The sequence below is a fragment of the uncultured Aliivibrio sp. genome (genome assembly GCF_946479765.1).
Classification (GTDB): domain Bacteria; phylum Pseudomonadota; class Gammaproteobacteria; order Enterobacterales; family Vibrionaceae; genus Aliivibrio.
Genome location: NZ_CAMLHO010000019.1, coordinates 15505 through 35773, shown reverse-complemented (window position 1 = coordinate 35773; position 20269 = coordinate 15505). Strand labels below are relative to the sequence as shown.

The window sequence follows — 20269 nt, the reverse complement described above, 5'->3', positions numbered from 1 at the left end:
GATTATTTTTTAAGATTAATTAGCAATACAATTACAATATGCTCATTGATACTAGGGCTATTAATCTACTTTAAACATGTTGAAGTCGTTATATATTGTACTCAGAATATCCTGATCACTCATTGAGCCTAAATCACTAATTCCAAGCGTAGTACTATCAACACCTTCTAGGGTTATATCTGTTTTATTTCCTAGTTCATCAGTGACTGATAGCACCGTTTGTGAGTTATTGTCATCAATATTCACATTAATGTGTTGCAGCATGTCATCCATACTTGAATTCGTTTGAATTGAATCAGGTAATAACTCAGCTAAGTCTAAAATGTCAGCTTCTCCATTTGCCGCCACAGTATCAACTGCAAAATCAGTAATTGATGTTTGTGCTGGAGTTACTGAATCACCCGCTACTTCTCCTGCGAAATAGAAAATATCATTACCACCACCGCCAGTTAAAATATCGTTTTGACCTGATGCGTATAATATATTATCACTCTCGTTACCGAAGGTATCCGAAACAACTAAATGACCTGTGTTTGTCAGTGCATTAAATTTCTCTTCATCTGTCATTGACGCTGTTGGCTCACCAGCTAACTCATCCAGAGTAATTCCGTCTACGATAATGGTTTGAACGGTTGCTCCTGCTTCATTAATATAAATTTCAGTGCTTCCATCGACTTCTGTAATTTGGATTTGAGACGCTAATACTGCCGAATCCCACACTGTTGTTATATTTGCAATGTCACTCAAATCAATTTGGTCGCTATCAAGATCAAAGTCTTTAATAACATCTCGACCTAAATCACCACTAATAGAGGCATTTGTCCAAGTAAAGGTATCTGCTGTGCCTACATCAGATAAGTCTAATGGATTACCAAATAACAATTCATCATTGGTAGTTCCCGTTAGAATATCTGAACCACTAAAGCCTTGAATGATAGTTGGAGCGGCAACGGCGACAGTGATAACTTGTTGAGTGATACCACCTTTGCCATCAGACGCTTCTACAGTAAATTCGTCCATCGTATCTGCGGCTAATGCCAATGTACTATCTTCAAGAAGAATATAGGTCCATAAGCCTGCCGAGTTAATGCTTAACGTTCCATAAGCACCAGTAGCTGAAGAGGTAGAAGCAAGCTGCCAAGTTATAGGGTCATTTTCAGCATCTGTTGCTGTTAATTGACCTGTAACCGTTTCAACTACACCTTCTTTTACGTCTGCGGTACTTGTTCCTGCTATCTCTGGTGAGTCATTTTCTCCAGTGATATCAATTGTTATTATTTGCTGAGTTACTTCCCCTGTTGCATCGGTTATATCTATAACAAGAGATTCTTGAGCACCATCTACGCCAATTACTTGAGCAAGTGTATTGTCTAAATCATATTCCCATTTACCTGTCGTCGCATTAACGATAAATGTTCCATACATAGGTGTAGATGTATTAGAAACAGCATACTCTACGGTTGTTCCTTCAGGGTCTAAATAAGTAATTGTTCCTTCTGCATGTAATTCACCTTCTTCAACCACAGAACCGGTTGTTTTTTGAGTTACTTCAGCATTAATTATTGGTTGGTCATCATGACCTGTCACGTTCACTGTGATTTCTTGAGTTACAGTACCACCATTACCATCAGCGATTTCTATAATGAATTTTTCTGTTTCAACACTATCACCCAACACTTGAGCTTTATCGCTATCTAATTGATATGTCCACTTACCATTATCATCAATCGTTAAAGCACCATATAACCCGGTAAAATCTCCCGGAGTGGTAGTGGTATTTGGACCAGAAATAACCTCATAAGCAAAACTAGTATCAGTAAGATCTACATCTGACACATCTAATTGACCAATGGCTGTTGCGGTGCCGTCTTCATCAACACTTCCAATAATAACACTTGATGTATCAATCGTAGGATTATCATTTTCACCCGTAATATTGATAGTGATAACTTGCTGTATTGTTCCGCCAGTTTGATCGGTTACTTCAATGGTATAGGTTTCTTGTGCACCAGTGACGCTAATTTCTTGGGCTAAACCATTCAATAGTTCATAAGTCCATACGCCATTTGCATCGACTGTAAACGCTCCATAAGGTGAAGATGGCGAATTAATTACATTATAATTAATCGTATCTCCTTCTGGATCCACATAAGCAACTTGACCTGTTGCCGTCAATGTCCCATCTTCTACTACCGTGCCTTCTATTATTTGTGGAATAGTGGCGTCTATAATTGGATCATCATCTGTACCGGTAATGTTTACGGTTACATCTTGTGTAATTACCCCACCATTACCATCGTCAATTTGGATCGTAAATGTTTCTGTAATAGTTTCATCGCCGATATTTTGAGCTTTATCATTATCTAATACATAAGTCCATTTTCCATTTTCATCAACAGTTACTGCACCATAAGCATCCATTGGCGATGTAATCACATCAAATTCAAACGTCGTATCAGTAATATCAATATCAGTAATATCTAATTGGCCTGATTTACTTAATGTTCCATCTTCTGCAACATCCACAGAAAGAATACTGGTGTTAATCACTTCTGGCGCATCATTTGTACCATTTATGGTAAAGGTAATGTCTTGAGTGCTACTTAAACCATATTCATCCGTCACTTTTACGGTGTACGTTAGTTCTAATGTTTCCCCAACGCCTAATTGTTGAATTTCTAGCGCAGAGTTATCAATAACTAATTTATAGTCGCCATTTGGATCAAACGTTAATGTACCTAAAGCATCACCACTCAATACTTGCCATATATGAGTATCTGATGCGTCTGGGTCACCATCGTCCCAGTTTCCTGTTGCTTCTATCGTTGTTGGTACTGTTGCTCCCACATCTTCAGTTAATTCAGGAGGTGTCGTTACGACTAGATTTGGCGCATCATTTTCACCATTAATAGTAATGGTAATAGTCATTTCAGAACTAGAACCAAGTTTATCGGTGGCAATTATAGTGATGGTATCGGTAAGAGTTTCACCTTTTGATAAGCTATCTACCGTTGAGTTTGTGCCATCAACCGTATAAGTCCATTTACCTGTTGCGTTATCAACAGATACACTACCGTAAGAGCCTTGGGTTCCAGCAGATGCCGTAACAATATCACCAACATCAACATCTGATGTTACGAAGTTTCCAGAAGTAGAACTGCCGTCAGCCTCTTCAACTGAGCCTGTGTCCATACCCGAAATTTTAGGGATATCGTTTGTGCCAGTAATATTAACCGTCACTTGCTGAGATGTTTTTGCGCCATGAACATCTACTGCGAATACGGTAAATACTTCAGAAACAACCTCTCCTTCATTAAGCCCCTGAATATGTGCAGCATCATTGTCTAAGGTGTAACTCCAAACACCATTAGCATCAACGGTAAAAGTACCGTAAGTACCCGTTAATGTTTTCGCATCAAAAGTAACATCGTCTCCATTTGGATCGGTTACGATTAAGGTTTTAGAATCGGTTATTGTTTCATCTTCTTTTAGCTCCATGATAATTTGATCATCTTGAGCTATTTCTGGCGGTAAATTCGACCCGTCAATGGTTACTGTCACGGTTTCTGTAGACATTTCACCAGCGGCATCCTTAACTGTCACTTCAAAAGTATCCGTTAATGTTTCTCCGATACCTAACACTTTGACAGCATCTAAACTGGTGTCTAAGGTATATGTCCATTTCCCATTAATTAATACAAGACGCCCATAATCACCTTGGTTATCAGTTACATCCCAAGTGTGAGTATCACCGGTATCTACATCACCATCATTAAGCTTTCCTGATATTTTGCTATCGGAATCTATATTAGAGATAGTTCCATTCAACTGGCCTGATATATCTGGCGCATCATTTGTGCCTGTAACCTCCACTTTGAAGATCATTTCTACCGGGTCGCCATTTTCATCAACAACCGTTTTACCAAACTTATCGACAACGGTAACGCTAAAAGTATCAGTAACCTTTTCGCCTTCATTTAGCTGTTGAACAGCTAACGAATCATTGTCTAAAACATAGGTCCAATTACCGTTGCCATCTAACGTTAAATGTCCATATGAACCATCGCCTGTAACAAGGTTCCAAGTGAGATCTGGTGTTAAACCTGCAACATCATCTAACACCCCTGTTTGAGTTAATGGGCTTCCATCTTCTTTAAACTCAATTTGTTCAATGATTTCAACAGCAGGTGCATCATCCGCAACACCAATTACATTGATATTTATAGTCGAATCTGCACTAACCGCGCCTTTATCATCTTCAACAACAACGCGTACATACTCTTTTTCGATTTGATCTGGCGTTAAGGCTTGTACTAGTGGGTTATCATTATCAAGTACATACGTCCAATCGCCTGTTGCTTGATTCAGTGTTAGTTCTCCATAAATACCTTGGATTACTATGTTTTCACCACTAGAATCTAAAGCTCCAATCTTATTTCCATCGACATCAACTAAATACCATGTATGACTATCACATGTATCAGGATCAACTACTTCTAACTGACCAGAAACTTCAAGGATACCATCTTCAACCACCTCTCCTAACTCACCTGTTGGTGTGTCAGCAATAATCACAGGAATATCATTAGAACCTATAATGGTAACGTTAACTAAAATGGTTTTTGGCCCGCAGTCTGTCTGTACTGTGACCGCCCATTTCTCTGTAATCTTCTGGCCTTCACATAACGAATCTACATACGATTTATCATCAGCAACGTCATAAACCCAATTACCATCGTTATCAACGGTTAATGAACCAAATAATCCGCCATCAACCGAGGAGGTTCCATCGACACTGATAATTTCACAGCCACTTGGAAGATCTATCGTGCCGGAACTACCACCGCCGATTACATCTCCATCGCCATCAACACCTTCTTCTATTGAATCGATATTAATCGTTTCATCATAAGAGCCACCACCGCCGCCGCCTGGATCTGTGTTGCCTTCGATCGTAATTGTTACGTCAAACGGTTCAGAGACGCCACCATGTTTATCTGTTGCCGTAACCTGGAATGTTTCCGTTTTTATATCACCAAAATTCAATGCATTCGTATCTGGATCAGTGTTATCTAATAAGTAAGTCCATTGACCATTGGCATCAATGGTAAAGATCCCATAAACACCGCTACCATTACTTACTTGCCAACTGACAACGTCGTCACCTAAATCAATATCATCAGCAATCACATTACCTGTAACTTTAGTAAATTGACCATTAAACGTCTCACCATCAGGAAGAAAGTCTTGAGCATCTTCAATCACGGTTGCTGAATTATCACCTGACACAACAGGTAAATCATTAGTACCTATAATAGTGAAATCTATCTGTTCACTCGTAAATCCACCGTTAGAATCATGGACAACAGCAGTGAACGTCTCAGAAATCTTTTCACCTTCATTTAATGATTGAATAGCAGCAGAGTCAGTATCTATTACATACTTCCATGAGCCATCAGCTTCAAGATAAAACGTACCATAGTTACCTACATAAGTTCGGTCTTCAAATGAGGTAGTATCTCCAGCATCTACATCGGTTGCCACAAGCTGACCTGAAACGGTTCCAGGTATTTGGTCTGTCGTATTATCTTCAATATACTCGCCTGTTGTCCCACCGGTAATTTCAGGAAGATCGTTCGTACCTTGAATAGTAATAACAACATCATCAGTTGATGCTACACCTTGTGAGTCAGTAACCGTTACGGTAAATGTTTCGGTAAGGGTTGCATTAGGCCCAAGCGCTTGAATCGCAGCTAAGGAATTCATTAATGTATAGGTCCAACGACCATTGGCATTCATGGTTAGCGAACCATATTGACCGACGCCATTATCAAGATTCCAGCCATGAACATCGCCGATATCAGGATCAGATGTTTGCAATTGCCCTTCTACAACTGTTGTTTGATCTTCAACTACCGTACCAGTTAATGCACCACTTAACACAGGAGCATCATTTGTACCCTCGATGGTAATTTTCACTTCAACTTCAGATACTTCACCAAATGAATCGGTTACTTTTACCATGATGGTATCTATAAGCTCTGCGCCTTCTTTTAGGCCATTGACCGAACCATTACTGTTATTAAGTGCGTAAGTCCATTTGCCATCTTGATCAATGGTAAATTGACCATACTCTCCAGCCGCACCAATAATTTCCCATGTTAATACATCAGTTGCATCTAAGTCTCCCGACTTTAACTCTCCTGTAATTTCATTGTTTGTAGCGTCTTCTTTAATTTCGCCAGTTGTATCACCAATAATACCAGGGGAACTGTTTGTCCCTGCAATATCAATAATCACTTCAATTTGATTAGTACCGCCTTCACCGTCATCAACTTCAACAACAAACTTATCTTGTACTATTTGACCAGATGCAATTCCAATAGTGGCTGGCTTTGAATTATCAAGTTGATAGGTCCACTTACCCGTTGCAGCATCGATACTTAATGCCCCATAAACACCTTCCGGTGTCATCACTGACCAAGAGTGGGTATCTAGATGATCAATATCAACGGCTGTTAAATCGCCTGTTGCTACATCTTTACCAGCCGTACCTTCAATAGTACTACCTGTTGTGGCACCGGTAATTGATGGGTCATCATTATCACCTACAATCGTAATAATAATGTCTTTTTGCGTGCTTGCGCCACTGCCATCTTTTACGGTAACCGTAAAGATATCGGTTACTTCTTCACCTTCAGATAACTGTTGCACTGAATCTTTATTATTACTTAATGTGTAAATCCATTTACCCGAAGCGTCAATTGAAAGCGTACCGTAAGAACCAGTCTCAGAACTCAGTGACCAAGTGTGTGTATCTCCAATATCGGCATCATCCGGGTTTAATTGCCCTTCAATTTCAGTAATTGCTGAGTCTTCTTCAATTTTTCCTGTCAACTCACCTGATAACTCAGGGATATCATTGGTGCCCTTAACTGTGACTGTAACTGTTACTGTATCAATGGCACCATATTGATCTTCAACTTGGATAATGTATTGCTCTGTCTCTTTTTGACCAGCAAGTAACCCTTGAGTTGAGGCTAATGTGTTGTCAATTGTATAGGTCCATTTGCCATTCGCATTTAATGATAATGAGCCATAATCACCTTGTGCGTCGGTAAGTAATGTCCAGGTATGTGAATCTGTTAAATCGACATCACCATCTTTTAATTTACCCGAAACCGAAGCCGCATCATCCTCAGTAATTATTCTAGTTGTACGTCCTCCAATTATCGGAGCATCGTTAGTACCAAGTACTTCAACCGTTATCATGATGGCACTAGTTCCACCATTACCATCATTGACAATAACTGTGAATGTTTCAAATTCTTGTTGGTTCTCGGCTAAAGCTTGAGTATCTGGCTCTGCTGGATCTAATGCATAAATCCAATTACCATCAACATCCACCGTCATGGTTCCGTACTTACCAGCACCACCGCCATCAACAAGCCAAGTATGATTATCACTAAAGTCAATATCAACAGCAGTTAATGCGCCAGTAGCTGTTGGTATAATGTCTTCTACTGCTGTGCCTGTCGTTCTACCTGTAATCGTTGGTTCATCATTTGTACCAACAATAGTGACTTCAACAGTATGTTGCGCATACCCATTATTTCCATCACCAACGACAACAACAAAACTTTCAACAACCGTTTCATCTTTTGCTAATAGCTGAGCTTCGTCATTTTTAAGTACATAAGTCCACTTACCAGTAGCAGAATCAATAGAAAAGCTGCCTAATTTCGATTCTGATGCACCAATAACAAACCAATTATGAGTATCAGAAACATCAACATCTTCCACTATTAAGGTATTTGAAATTGTTTGAACTCCGTCTTCAATGACAGTACCTGTATCATTACTACCTACAACAGTAGGTAAATCGTTAGTTCCTTCTAATGAAATAACGATTTCTTTTTGCGCGGTTCCACCTTGACCATCATTAACGGTAACGATGAATTTATCTTCACCCGCTTCTCCCTCGGCAAGATGTTGAGTTGCGTCTAACCCGTTATTGATGGTGTAAACCCATTTGCCATTTCCATCAACAGTAATCGAACCATAGGTACCACTCGCTGGTTGAACATCCCATGTATGAGTATCAGTTAAATCAACATCAGCGACAATCAGTTGCCCTTCTGTGGTTTCAATAGAGTCTTCTTTTACTGAGCCTAATGCTTGGCCTGATAATTCTGGTTTATCATTGGTACCATTAATGGTAATTTCAACCGTTTCTGTAATAACACCACCAGCGCCATCACTCAACTCTACCGTGTAGTATTCTTTTATTGGGTCATCACCAGCACCCAGAGATTGTGCCGCATCATTATCTAATGTGTATAGCCATGCACCAGTAGCAGCATCAAGTGTAAATTTGCCATATGTACTCGTATCTGAACCAACGATATTCCAATTAAATGAACTTGTTGCATCTTCATCCGCAGCAGTTAGCGTACCTGTTGTGGTTAATTTTGTATCTTCGGTAACATCACCTACAATATCGCCACCTATAATTGGTACTCCATTTGTACCCACTACGGTAATAACGATTTCGATGGTATCTGTACCGCCTTTATTATCATCAACAATAACTATGAATTTATCTTCTACGCTTTGGCCTTCCGTTAATGCTTGAGTAGCTGCTGACGCGTTATCTATGGTGTAAACCCATTTACCCGTAGCAGGGTCAATCGTAATCGAGCCATAAGTGCCGCTATTAGTATCTACACTCCAACCATGAACATCGATTAAATCAACATCATCAACGGTTAGTTGACCTTCGGCCTCTGATTGAGTTGCGGTATCTTCTTTCACTAGACCAGTAGACTGACCTGACACCACAGGTTCATCGTTTGTGCCCGTTACTTCAATCGAAATAGTTTCAGTAGTTAAGCCACCTTCCCCATCATCAACTTGAATTTGATATTCAACAGTATGTGTTTCACCATTTGCTAAAGCTTGAACTTGCGCAGCGGTATTATTAAGGGTGTATTCCCATTTACCTGAGCCATCAGCATTAGTCGAAACGATGATAGAACCATAAGGATCTGTATTTGATGAAAGTAATGTCCAAGTATGCGAATCTAATGTGTCCACATCATCAACAAATAAATCGCCACTTGCACTCAGAATAGTCTCTTCGGTTACATCTCCAGAGATCACTGATGATCCTGCAACGCTTGGTAGATCGTTGGTGCCAGTTATTTCAACGATAACCGTGTGTTTTTCAGTGCCACCTTTTCCATCAGAAGCAACAATCTCAAACGTTTCTGTTTTAACGTCCCCATTCGAAATAGCTTGCGTTCCCGCCAGTGTATTGTCTAGCGTGTAGGTCCATTTGCCCGTTGCATCAATTGCCAGTGAACCGTACGTGCCTGCATCATCCGTAATTGACCAAGCGTGAGTGTCCGTAACATCTGCATCGGTTGCTTCAAGTTGCCCTTCTGCAATGGCAACTGAATCTTCAACAACAGAGCCGGTATCGGTACCACTGATTGTTGGGCCATCATTAGAACCTGTGACCGTAATTGTTACTTCTTGACTATCAATTCCACCATGGTTGTCTTCAACTTGAACTACATAAACAATATCAAGGGTTTCGCCCACGCCTAACGCAATCACGCTGGCTGACGCGGTATCTAAATCAAACGTCCATTTACCATCAGCATCAACACTGAATGTGCCTAATTCGTCATTGCTGTTAGCTTCAACTGTCCACGAATGGGTGTCTAATGTATCGACATCGTCAAGGACTAAATCGCCGGTCGCACTTTCTGTTGCCCTGTGTTCAACGGCTCCTGCAATAACTGACGTATCTGTAATTTCTGGTAGATCGTTGGTACCAGTAACATCGATAGTGACAACTTGTGTAGCTTGTGCACCACTACCATCGGTAACAATCACGGTAAATGTTTCAGTCTCTGTTTGGCCTTGTGATAATGATTGAGTTGCTGCCAAAGCATTATCTATGGTGTAGGTCCACTTACCGTCAGCATCAACGGTGATTTCACCATAAGATCCTGAGCTCGGATCTTGTACTGACCATGTTGCAGTATCGGTTGTATCTAAATCAGCAGAAACCAATACACCAGATGCAGTAGCAATGGTATCTTCAACTACAGACCCCGTACTTGTTCCACCAATAATTGGGCCATTATTTGAACCCGTTATGGTTATCGTCACTTCTTGAGTATCAATTGCACCATTATTATCTGCTACTTGAACAACATAAATAACATCAATTGAATCCCCCTCACCAAGAGCAAGAAAAGCAGCGGCAGCTGAGTTTAATCCAAAACTCCATTTACCAGTACTATCGACATTAAACGTACCTAAATCGGCATTACTGTTTGGTTCAACCGTCCATGTATGGCTATCTAATGTATCCACATCTTCTAAAACCAAATCGCCAACAGCATCAATACTTACTTCACTCACATCCCCAGAAACCACTGATGAACTGGTTATTTCAGGCGTATCATTTGTACCTGTAACATCAACAGAAATTGTATGAGTTACAGTGCCACCTTTTCCGTCATCTACAACAATTTCAAACGTTTCCGTTTGTGTTTCTCCACTAGAAAGAGCCTGAGTCGAAACTAAGCCATTATCTAAGCTATATGTCCATTTACCAGACCCATCGATAGTGAGTGAACCGAAAACGCCCGCACCATCAGAAACAGCCCACGTAATTACATCTCCCGCATCAGGGTCAACGGCATCTAATTGGCCTTCAGCAGACGCAATAAGATCTTCAACAACTCGTCCTGAGCTTGTACCACTAACGACTGGATCATCATTGGTGCCAGTAATCGTAATCACAACTTCTTGTTGATCTATGCCTCCGTTACCATCATCAGCCTGAATCGTGAATGTTTCTGTTACCGTTTCTCCGGCACTTAATGCTTGGGTTTCATCACGAGAATTATCTAATTTGTATTCCCAAACACCATCGTTAAGAGTTAATACACCATAAGTTGCGTTACCGCCTTCGACAATTGTCCAAGAGTGGGTATCTGGAGCATCTATATCCGTAACGATTAAGGTTTCACTCACTGTTGAGTCTGCGTCTAACACATCCCCTTCAGTTAAGTTACCGGTAGAAATACCAGAAATAATAGGATCATCATTAGTACCAACAATCGTTACAGTCACTTGCTGAGTTGATGTCAGATTTCCACCAGCAGAGACTGACACCTCAAACACATCAGTAATAATTTGCCCATTAGCCAACGATTGAACAGACAATGCACTATTATTTAGCGTGTATTCCCACTGGCCTGTTGTTGGATTTAATGACAGCGTACCAAACTCACTTGTTGGACTACCTGTAATTGACCACGTATAAGAAAAGTTGCTTTGAGAGTTCGTTACTGCAAGTTGACCTGAAGACTCTAAAACTTCATCTTCTTTTGTAATACCTGAATTATTGGGCGTAATAATTGGCGTCGCAGGTGCATTACTGGCATTACCCCCACTTAAATTATCGATGTCTTCTTGATTGTCATAAGAGAAAGTATTTGATGTCGTAAAGCTCGTCGTTGCTATATCTGAATAATACGCATAATCAATAACAACAAAGCCATTATTCGCTGAGCTTCCGCCCTCACCAGCCGCTGTTGCTTCTAAAAATTCAGTTGGATCCTCTCCTGCTAAAATGGCATCTTGAATCGCTGCGATATCAAGTTCATCTGTTGATTGTGTAGGGTCAAGAGTTATCTTTCCATCTATTGGCTGCACTTGCAGTAGGTCATCAGCTTTAGTTTCATCAAGACAACCCATACAATTCTTATCAACCGTCACTAATTTACCGTTAATTTGAACAACCACTTTGGCGTCATAGCCAGTAAACAGAACTGAATCACGTCCAATAATTTGACCGACACTTACCTTTGTAGGTACACCTGATTGATTTAATGTATAAGCATCGCCTTCTATTTTTTTTATTTCTACTTGAGAAGGAATTATTGTTTCTTTCATGCAACCACCTACAGTCCATTTAACGGCATCAACAAATTAACTTTCATCTCTATTTTAAGCATAGGATAAAAATCCATCAACACACAAAAATGATGACAAGTTAATTTGTTGTTATAAATTTATTAACTGATCGTTTTATAACATAATTTTTGCCAAATTTAAGTATCATAATCCTCATAATCCTTTATTATTCATTGTGTTTATTTTAATCGAGACATCATCATGAGCAAATTAACGTCAGATACTCAAGCAAACCTAGATCTTTTCATTGCAGAAACGAAAGAAACGCAGCTAGTTTGGAGTCTTTATAACGAAGAAGGTTGGATCTCTGTTGAGTCAACTGAATTTGAAAACTCTGAAGTAATGCCGTTCTGGTCTAATAAAGAAGACGCAGCATTTCACAATGTTGAAGAGTGGGCTGATTTTGAAGTAACAGAAATTCCACTAGATATCTTCGCAGAAGACTGGTTGGTGACTTTATCTGAAGATGGTGTTTTAGTTGGTACAAACTGGAATCAACAACTTGAAGGCAAAGAAGTTGAAGCTACTGAGCTTGTAAAACTTTACCTATAAGAGTCAATCTTAAAAAACATAAAGGGCCGTAATTATTACGGCCCTTTTTTTATTTCTAGTACTGTTTATTTTTCTTTGTATCTAAATTTAGCGTTCAGTGTTATTATCCGCTGCTAGCAGATTCAGAGCCTATAATCTACTTACCCTACGATTCAAAACATTTAATGACACACCGCTTACTTTAGCGCCATACAGTGAATTTAAATGGATTATGTACCTAGCCACTTCAAGATACTTCTCGCTAGCTCGTGATAATGAAAAGAGCGGACGACAATTCTATAGATAGATTGTTGCCTCTATTTCAGATTTTTCCTTTCTAAATTTAGTATGTCTATATTACGTTAGTATCAGGCAATCCAATGCTTTTCTTGGACCAACTGGCGCGAATAAATTTCATGTTAAATGAATGCCGCCTCCACATTAACTGGCCTAGTCCAAAATGCAAAGCAACGTATTCATCCGTAACATTGATCTGAATTTTGACAACTAGATAGACAGTCGAATGATTGCCTACACTTTATGGTCAACATAAAACCAGAAACCAATTTATTCTCGAAAATATTAATTTGTTGTTTATCTGACTTGGAGAAAAATGCATCACCTTTTGCATCTTCAATAAGCGCTAAACATAATTAACATTAAAGATAACATTAAAGATAACATTAACATAACTGTTGTCGTTATCTGGAGATATTGCATTGAATAAATATTTATTATTAACCCCGGGCCCAGTCAACGTAGCTAACAATGTTCGAATGGCTATTGCTAAAGAAGACATTTGTCATCGAGAAGTTGATTTCGATTTATTGTTAGCAGGTATTGAGCAAAAATTACTTAATGTCTTTGAAATAAAAGCCGTTGATGATTATAGAGCGGTTGTTATTACCGGCTCAGGAACCGCAGCAAATGAAGCCATGCTTTCGTCCGTTGTTGGTGACAAAAAAATTCTTATTCTGTCTAACGGTGAGTTTGGGGATCGTTTACATGAAATATCTAAAATCCACAATCAGAACACTTCTGTGCTTGAATTTCCGTGGGGACAGAGCTTAGATATTAATATTATTTCTGATTATTTAGAGCATAATTCTGTTGATGTCATAGCAATGGTTCATCATGAAACAAGCTCTGGCATTCTCAATTCTTTAGAGCAAATTGGCGCACTAGCAAAAATACATAATGCTAAATTCATCGTCGATTGTGTCAGCAGCGCTGGTGCTGAAGCCATCGATGTAAAACGAAATAATATCGATTTTTTCTCAAGTTCAAGCTCTAAAGCCTTAGGCTCATACCCTGGTTTATCATTCGTTATAGGTAAAACCACTGAATTCGAGAAATTAAAAAATTATCCTATAAAAACGGCATACCTGAATTTATATAAATTTTATACTTTCCTTAAAACTGTATCACAAACACCTAACACACCTGCTGTACCATTATTTTTTGCACTTGATCAAGCATTAAGCAACATACTCGAACAAGGGGTAGCAAATCGCTACGCAGACCTACGAAGTAAAGCGAATTTTTTACGCAGCGGCATGCAAAAACTAGGATTGAATTTTTTACTCAATGAACGTGATATGTGCTCAATATTAACCTCGGTTTATGTGCCTGCGGATATTGACGTAAATGTACTTCGCCAAAAACTTCGAGATAAATCCATTATCATTTATGAAGGTAAAGGATGCTTTAAACATAAAGTATTTCAAGTGGGTAATATTGGAGAGATTTCTTTTGAAGATATTCAATTCTTCTTAGATATACAAAAAGAAATCTTACAAAGCAGCAATATACTCGAAAGCAATAAACTAATGTCATTGCCAAAAATACGTCCTTTAATCAATAAAACGAAATCCATATTAACCCCGTCTCCATTAGTTGCTGTGAGCCTAATATAAATGAATATTTCAAATGAAAAATTAACCAAATTATGGGCAACTAAAAATAAGGACGACGAATGGTGGTCATCTTTTGTGACTTCACCATTAGCTATTTTTGCTAATTATTTTGTCGTTGATATTAAATGGTTAACTCCAAACATTATTACTTTGCTATCATTTTTAGTTGCTCTCGTCTCAGTCGCGCTTATTGTTATTGGTGGCCACATTAACTTTGTTATTGCCGCTTTTTTAGTACAATTTAGCCATATACTTGATTGCATGGATGGTCAGATGGCGCGCTTTCGTAAAACCAGCTCTCCTACTGGTAGTTACTATGACAAATTGACAGATCACCTTCAAGTAGCGCTTTGGTTTGGCGCTGTAGGTTATGCAGCTTACGATCAAACACAAAATATAACGCCTCTATTGTTAGCCTTCGCCGGAGTCACTTTTTATTCTTTACGTGGCTATTCAAAATATATGTTCCTTTACACAAAAATGCAGAATGCTTCTGACCAGTTAGAACAAGTACCCACAAAAGACACAACCGAACAAATAATTGAAAAAGCAGGTATAAGTTTCAGCACAGCAGAGAATCTTCGTTGGTTCTTCAGCGAACAACGCAAAATTGTATTTTTCAATGAAGGCGTATTTATCTTTATGTTATCTGCGGCATTAATCTTCAATGTGTTAACGCCGATGTTAATTATATTTGCTCTCAGTCAGTTTATTTATGCCATAAAACGAAGTTTGAGCCAAATAGCACAATTGAAAGAACAAAATCAAAACTAGAGTGATTCATGTTTAACCAAACGATCTCATCTCCTTTTTATTTTAAAGCACCACTTCTATAGAGCAAACTCACCAATGAATAAAAATAACTCACCAATGAAAGCCATCATTCTAGCTGCAGGCGTCGGGTCAAGAATCAGACCGCTAACTGATAATTGCCCTAAAAGCCTTTTAAAGGTGGAAGGTAAACCTATTTTAGAAATGATGATCACAAACATACTACATTGTGGCATTTCTGAAGTGATCATTGTATTAGGCTATTTACAAAATCAGATAAAAGCGTTTGTTAGCGATACTTTCCCTGATTTAAATGTGACTTACATTGTTAATGAAAACTATGAAAGCACGAATACAGGCTATTCATTAATGCTGGCTGAAGAATACGTCGGAAATTCAGGTTTTATTAAGTTTGATGCCGATGTGGTTTTTGACAACGATATTCTGCGTAACCTTATCAAAAACAATCATGAAAATTGCCTCTGCTTTGACAAAAACATTCAGTTAGACGCCGAAGAAGTTAAGGTCATACTAACCGATGATAACCGTGTACTAAAAGCAAACAAATCAGTAAACCCGGTAGAAGCCATTGGCGAATCTATTGGTATTGAGAAAATTTCTAGCTCAACAGCTATTACGCTTTTTTCTGAATTAAAACTCATGATGGAAGACGAAAAAAATCATCAAGAATATTATGAAGAAGCTTACGATCGTCTTATTGAAAAACACGTTCCTTTTTACGGATTAGATATTACGGGTTTGAAATGGATTGAGATTGATACGTTAGAAGACTTTAGTGAAGCGGCTACGATTTATCGAAAGTAACTAATTATTAGGTAATGCCGTTCACTTACAAGTGAGCGGCATTCTTATACTGAAGAAGATAAATTTTTGTAACTACCCTTTACCATTACAAATCGGATAGTTATCAAATTTAATAAATACGATTGCGCTCACAGCACACCATTTTATCAAATCGTAGGATAACGTCTTCTTCTTGCGAACTTTGGTATTATTATGAAACGCACACTCTTAACCCTTTCTTTGGCGGCTATCCTTTCTAGCTCTTTTTACTCCGCGCCAAGCATTGCTGCATTAGATGCGGTTCAACCACAGATTAACTACACAGAAATGACCTCTCAGCGTCAGGTAGTTGACCAATTACTTAATGATGCTTACCAAGTATTCAAAAATCCATCACGCATCTCTCATGCAGGTTTTACGGCAAAAATGCCAAGCAATATGGAGATGATCACTAATAATTTACTTGATGCTTATAAACTTGAACCCTACCGAGTAGATTTACTATTTTCAGCGGCTAATGCCCAGATTTATAATAATAATGTCAACCGAGCTATTGAATTGTTTACTCAAGTACTAAATGTAGCTCCAGATGATGTGGATGCTCATTCATATCTTGTTATTTGGCAAAATTTTAAAGGCAACAAAAGCGAAGTAACAAAACATTTAAACGCTCTAGAGCAATTAAACAAAGGCCGTGTTGCAGATTTGAAAAAAATCATGTCGACCATTGATAGAATCGTTGATACACCATTAAGTAATACGATTCAAAAGCCTAAAAAAGGTAACAACGCAATCATTACACTGGGCTATGCATTAAACCCTGATGGCAGCATGAATCAAATCTTAATTGATCGATTAAATGCAACGCTAACGATTGCGAAGAAGAACCCTAATACCTACATAGTAGTCACTGGTGGCGTACCTAAAAACCACAAGACCGAAGGTAAGTTAATGGCCGACTGGTTAGTAAAAAATGGCATAGATAAATCTCGTATTATTGAAGATAACTACGCCAGAAGTACGGTAGAAAATGCTTTATACAGCAGCTATGCATTAGCTCGTCATGATATTGACCACGCTACAATTATTAGTTCGGCAAGCCATGTTCGCCGTGGACAAGCTCTATTTGAAGTGGCTAGCTGGCAGACTGGCCCTAAAGGGATCACGTTTGATACCTATGCCGCTAACGACCGTCCATTAGAAGAATTGAAAGTCCCGACAGACGGTGAATTATTAGGCATTTATCGTGATGCACTACGTGTGTATGGTATGTGGAGTTATCGCTCATATCCTTTAGAGCAAAGATAAATCCATTTACTTCTACCTGATAAGCAAACAAAAGGTGACCAATCAACACGGTCACCTTTTTAGTTATAATGAAATTAGTTCAGGGCTTTAGCTATTATCATATCACGGTGAATTCGTGCTTTTTCGGCTTCTGTTGTCGCCGTTTTTAGCTCTTTTTCAAGCCTAGTTAGATAAGTCGTTAGTTCAGCTTCCGTTGAGAAGATCTTATCTTTCACATTAATAGACTCAACATTGGTATAGCGACCATCGTCACTGGTTGGTACATTAATTTTCCCACTATTCACTAAGTATTTTATGATTTCACGTTCTTTTGCATAACCATCAAGACCACTTAATGTCCAGCGACTCATTGGCTTTCCTACGTATTTACCATTCTTCACTTCATTTAAGTATCGAATGGTTAAGTTACGAATCGTCCCTTCATCTTCACCAAATTCTTCTTCTGTATCAAATAACACAGGGAAAACTTGTCCTTCAAGTACGCCACCCGCTTTGGTTAAATGCCCCATGCGGTAGCTATTCATCCCGATGCGAATTGGAGTCGTGTTTGTTATTGCTTTGCCATCAGAAAATTTAAGATCGACAATACGCTCTCCCGCAGGCTTGGTTAAATCAATGGTATAAGTTACCCCTGCAAAAAAGTCATTCGTGGAATATTTAGACGAACGGCGATCAAGGTTAAAACTATAAGTCACATCCCCTTCTTTTACGCTATTGAAATAACCTGCCGACCACTCCATGTAAGTTTTAAGCTCTTTACCCGTCATATCATAAACAGTAATTTCACCGCCCGCGTACTGATAATTATAAGCAATGTCTTTAGCTTTGATTTTACCTACATCGAGCTCTGCCATGTCGTTATCGATTTGCAAAGCAATCACGTTTGCCAATGGTGCGTAATGCATGCTCGCTTCTTGGAAAAGAGCGCTGATCCCCGTATCTTGGATATGAACTTGTGGTATGCCTTTGATTTCATTCTCTGGTACTAAATCAACACCGAGTAGCTCTGCCACCACACGATTTGCGTTCTCTCGCAGACGATTATGATAAGGTGCGTATAACTCTTCCATCTTCTCATCAGACTCAATACCTTTTATCTTGTAGGTAAAGCTGTCTTTATTAACGAGGGTAAACTGTCCATTCTTCTCTTCAAATTGTAAATCGATACGAGAGAGTGCTCGTCCATATTTATCTGGTTCGGTAATAATCACACCATTCACTGTCGCTTTATCAATACGGGTGTGCATATGACCTGCAACAATCGCGTCAATTTCTGGGTTATCATTTGCGATGTCCGTAACCCCTGTGGCTTCAATGTTATTCTCATTATCAAGCCCCATATGAGCTACTAATACAATCGCATCCACTTTATCGTCTATCTGTTTGATGACTTTTTTTACTTCTAGAGATGGATTAGTAAACGTCATTCCCTCTAAGCGATTTGTACCTTCAGCAAATACTTGAGTCATTGGTGTATCCATACCAATCATGCCAATTTTGATGCCATTTTTTGCAATGATTTTGTAGGCAGGTAGAAATGGATTTCCATCTTCTCGTTTGATGTTTCCTGCTAATGATGTGCCTTTAAACTGAGTTAAAGAGCGATTAAGTACATCTAATCCAAAATCAAATTCATGATTACCGAGAACCCAAACATCATACTTCATCTCATTAAAGCCGAGCATCATTGGATCAGTAGCTTCATCTTTAAAGGTTTCAACAAAATTACCCTGTATTGTATCGCCTGCATCCACCAAGATGACATGATCTTGTTCATTCCGGATAGTTTTTACTTTCGTTGCGATCTGACTCAAACTGCCTTTCATATTGAGCTTATCGCTCGCATAATCCCAAGGCATAAAATGTCCATGAATATCTGATGTACCAAGAATGGTGACATCAACGATATCACCATCTGCCGCCGCAGTATAACCACTTAACGAAAGTAAAATTGCAGAGGCCAGTATGTGTTTTTTCATAATTATCATTATCTTATTTGTAGGATGATAAAGAAGCATAAAGGCATCTCCTACTTTATAAATAATGAGTGATCACATTTATTATGTAACGATGAATTTAAGTTACAAAATTATGATGAGTGACACATTGCCAACAAAAAGCCGCCAAATTAATAATCTGGCGGCTTGGATATAATGAACTTGTTTTATATTTAGGTTATTTTCTAACTCTCAATCAACCATACTTCTTCTGCAAAGCGTGATAATCCTTTTTTAATTTTAGGATGGTCTGCATCTGCTTCATCACGTTGTAAACGAGTAATTTTCATACCAGAAAATAGTGTACGAACTTCCTCTTCTGACACTGAAAATGGAGGTCCTGCCATTTCATCTTGATCGTAATCTAATGTCACTAATAAGATACGTCCGCTTTCTTTTAAACGAGAACGTAATACTTGTACATACTCTGCTCGTATTTCTTTAGGTAGCGCAACAAGTGCTGCGCGATCATAAATAAGATCGGTTGCTTCAATCGATGCGGTAAAGTAATCCCCAGAATAAATAGCAAATTCATCAAACTCATACAACTCAAGGCTGCTAGTTAATGCGGTGACTGTTGGTGTGTATAAACGCTCAGCAAAAAAAGCACGGACGGCTATTTTACTCAACTCAACACCAATCACTGAATTATGCTTCTCTGCAAGCCAATCTAAATCCATTGATTTACCACATAAAGGAACAAATACCGTATCACTACGTTGCGGCTTTAAGGCTGACCAATATTGAGTCAATATTGGGTTTGTATCAGGTAGATGAAAACCAATTACATTACTTGCCCATTTCTTTTCCCAAAATTCATGATCCATTTTCTTTCCCTTTTGATTAACTTTTATTATTTAGAAATGGTAACTCATCCCTTAATTCTGTTCTACAAATACTCAAATTAGCATCGAATCGCCGTATCTATAACCTAAATACCAA

The 20269-nt window shown here is 38.7% G+C and carries 8 protein-coding genes; 5 read left to right on the top strand and 3 right to left on the bottom strand.

The genetic code is table 11. The features are described from left to right. Window positions 1-60: 60 nt before the first annotated feature. Window positions 61-11979 (bottom strand): retention module-containing protein, encoded by an 11919-nt coding sequence (locus tag Q1K78_RS09190; RefSeq protein ID WP_300177217.1) that lies wholly within the window; start codon window positions 11977-11979, stop codon window positions 61-63. A gap of 222 nt (window positions 11980-12201) precedes the next feature. Here Q1K78_RS09190 and Q1K78_RS09185 point away from each other — a divergent pair, with 222 nt between their 5' ends. The 5 genes from Q1K78_RS09185 (at window position 12202) to Q1K78_RS09165 (ending at window position 17330) form a co-directional block, all read left to right on the top strand. After that, window positions 12202-12552 (top strand): DUF2750 domain-containing protein, encoded by a 351-nt coding sequence (locus tag Q1K78_RS09185; protein WP_274445413.1) that lies wholly within the window; start codon window positions 12202-12204, stop codon window positions 12550-12552. 698 nt (window positions 12553-13250) lie between these two features. Continuing rightward, the gene (locus tag Q1K78_RS09180) at window positions 13251-14447 is read left to right on the top strand and encodes an aminotransferase class V-fold PLP-dependent enzyme (protein ID WP_300177213.1); all 1197 of its coding nucleotides are present in this window, start codon (window positions 13251-13253) and stop codon (window positions 14445-14447) included. Continuing rightward, on the top strand, window positions 14448-15221 hold the full coding sequence (locus Q1K78_RS09175; protein WP_300177210.1) for a CDP-alcohol phosphatidyltransferase family protein: 774 nt from the start codon (window positions 14448-14450) through the stop codon (window positions 15219-15221). It abuts the gene before it with no gap. A gap of 75 nt (window positions 15222-15296) precedes the next feature. Further along, window positions 15297-16043, top strand: coding sequence for a phosphocholine cytidylyltransferase family protein (locus tag Q1K78_RS09170; protein ID WP_300177207.1), 747 nt, complete (start codon window positions 15297-15299; stop codon window positions 16041-16043). A 192-nt stretch (window positions 16044-16235) separates the two neighbouring features. Further along, a complete protein-coding gene (locus Q1K78_RS09165; RefSeq protein WP_300177204.1) occupies window positions 16236-17330 on the top strand; it encodes a YdcF family protein in 1095 nt (364 codons plus the stop codon). Between the two features lie 74 nt (window positions 17331-17404). Here Q1K78_RS09165 and Q1K78_RS09160 read toward each other — a convergent pair whose 3' ends face one another. Then, on the bottom strand, window positions 17405-19309 hold the full coding sequence (locus Q1K78_RS09160; RefSeq protein WP_300177201.1) for a metallophosphoesterase: 1905 nt from the start codon (window positions 19307-19309) through the stop codon (window positions 17405-17407). Between the two features lie 203 nt (window positions 19310-19512). Then, window positions 19513-20154 carry a thiopurine S-methyltransferase gene (locus Q1K78_RS09155; RefSeq protein WP_300177199.1) on the bottom strand — a complete coding sequence of 214 codons (642 nt, stop codon included), beginning with the start codon at window positions 20152-20154 and terminating at the stop codon, window positions 19513-19515. Window positions 20155-20269: the final 115 nt, after the last annotated feature.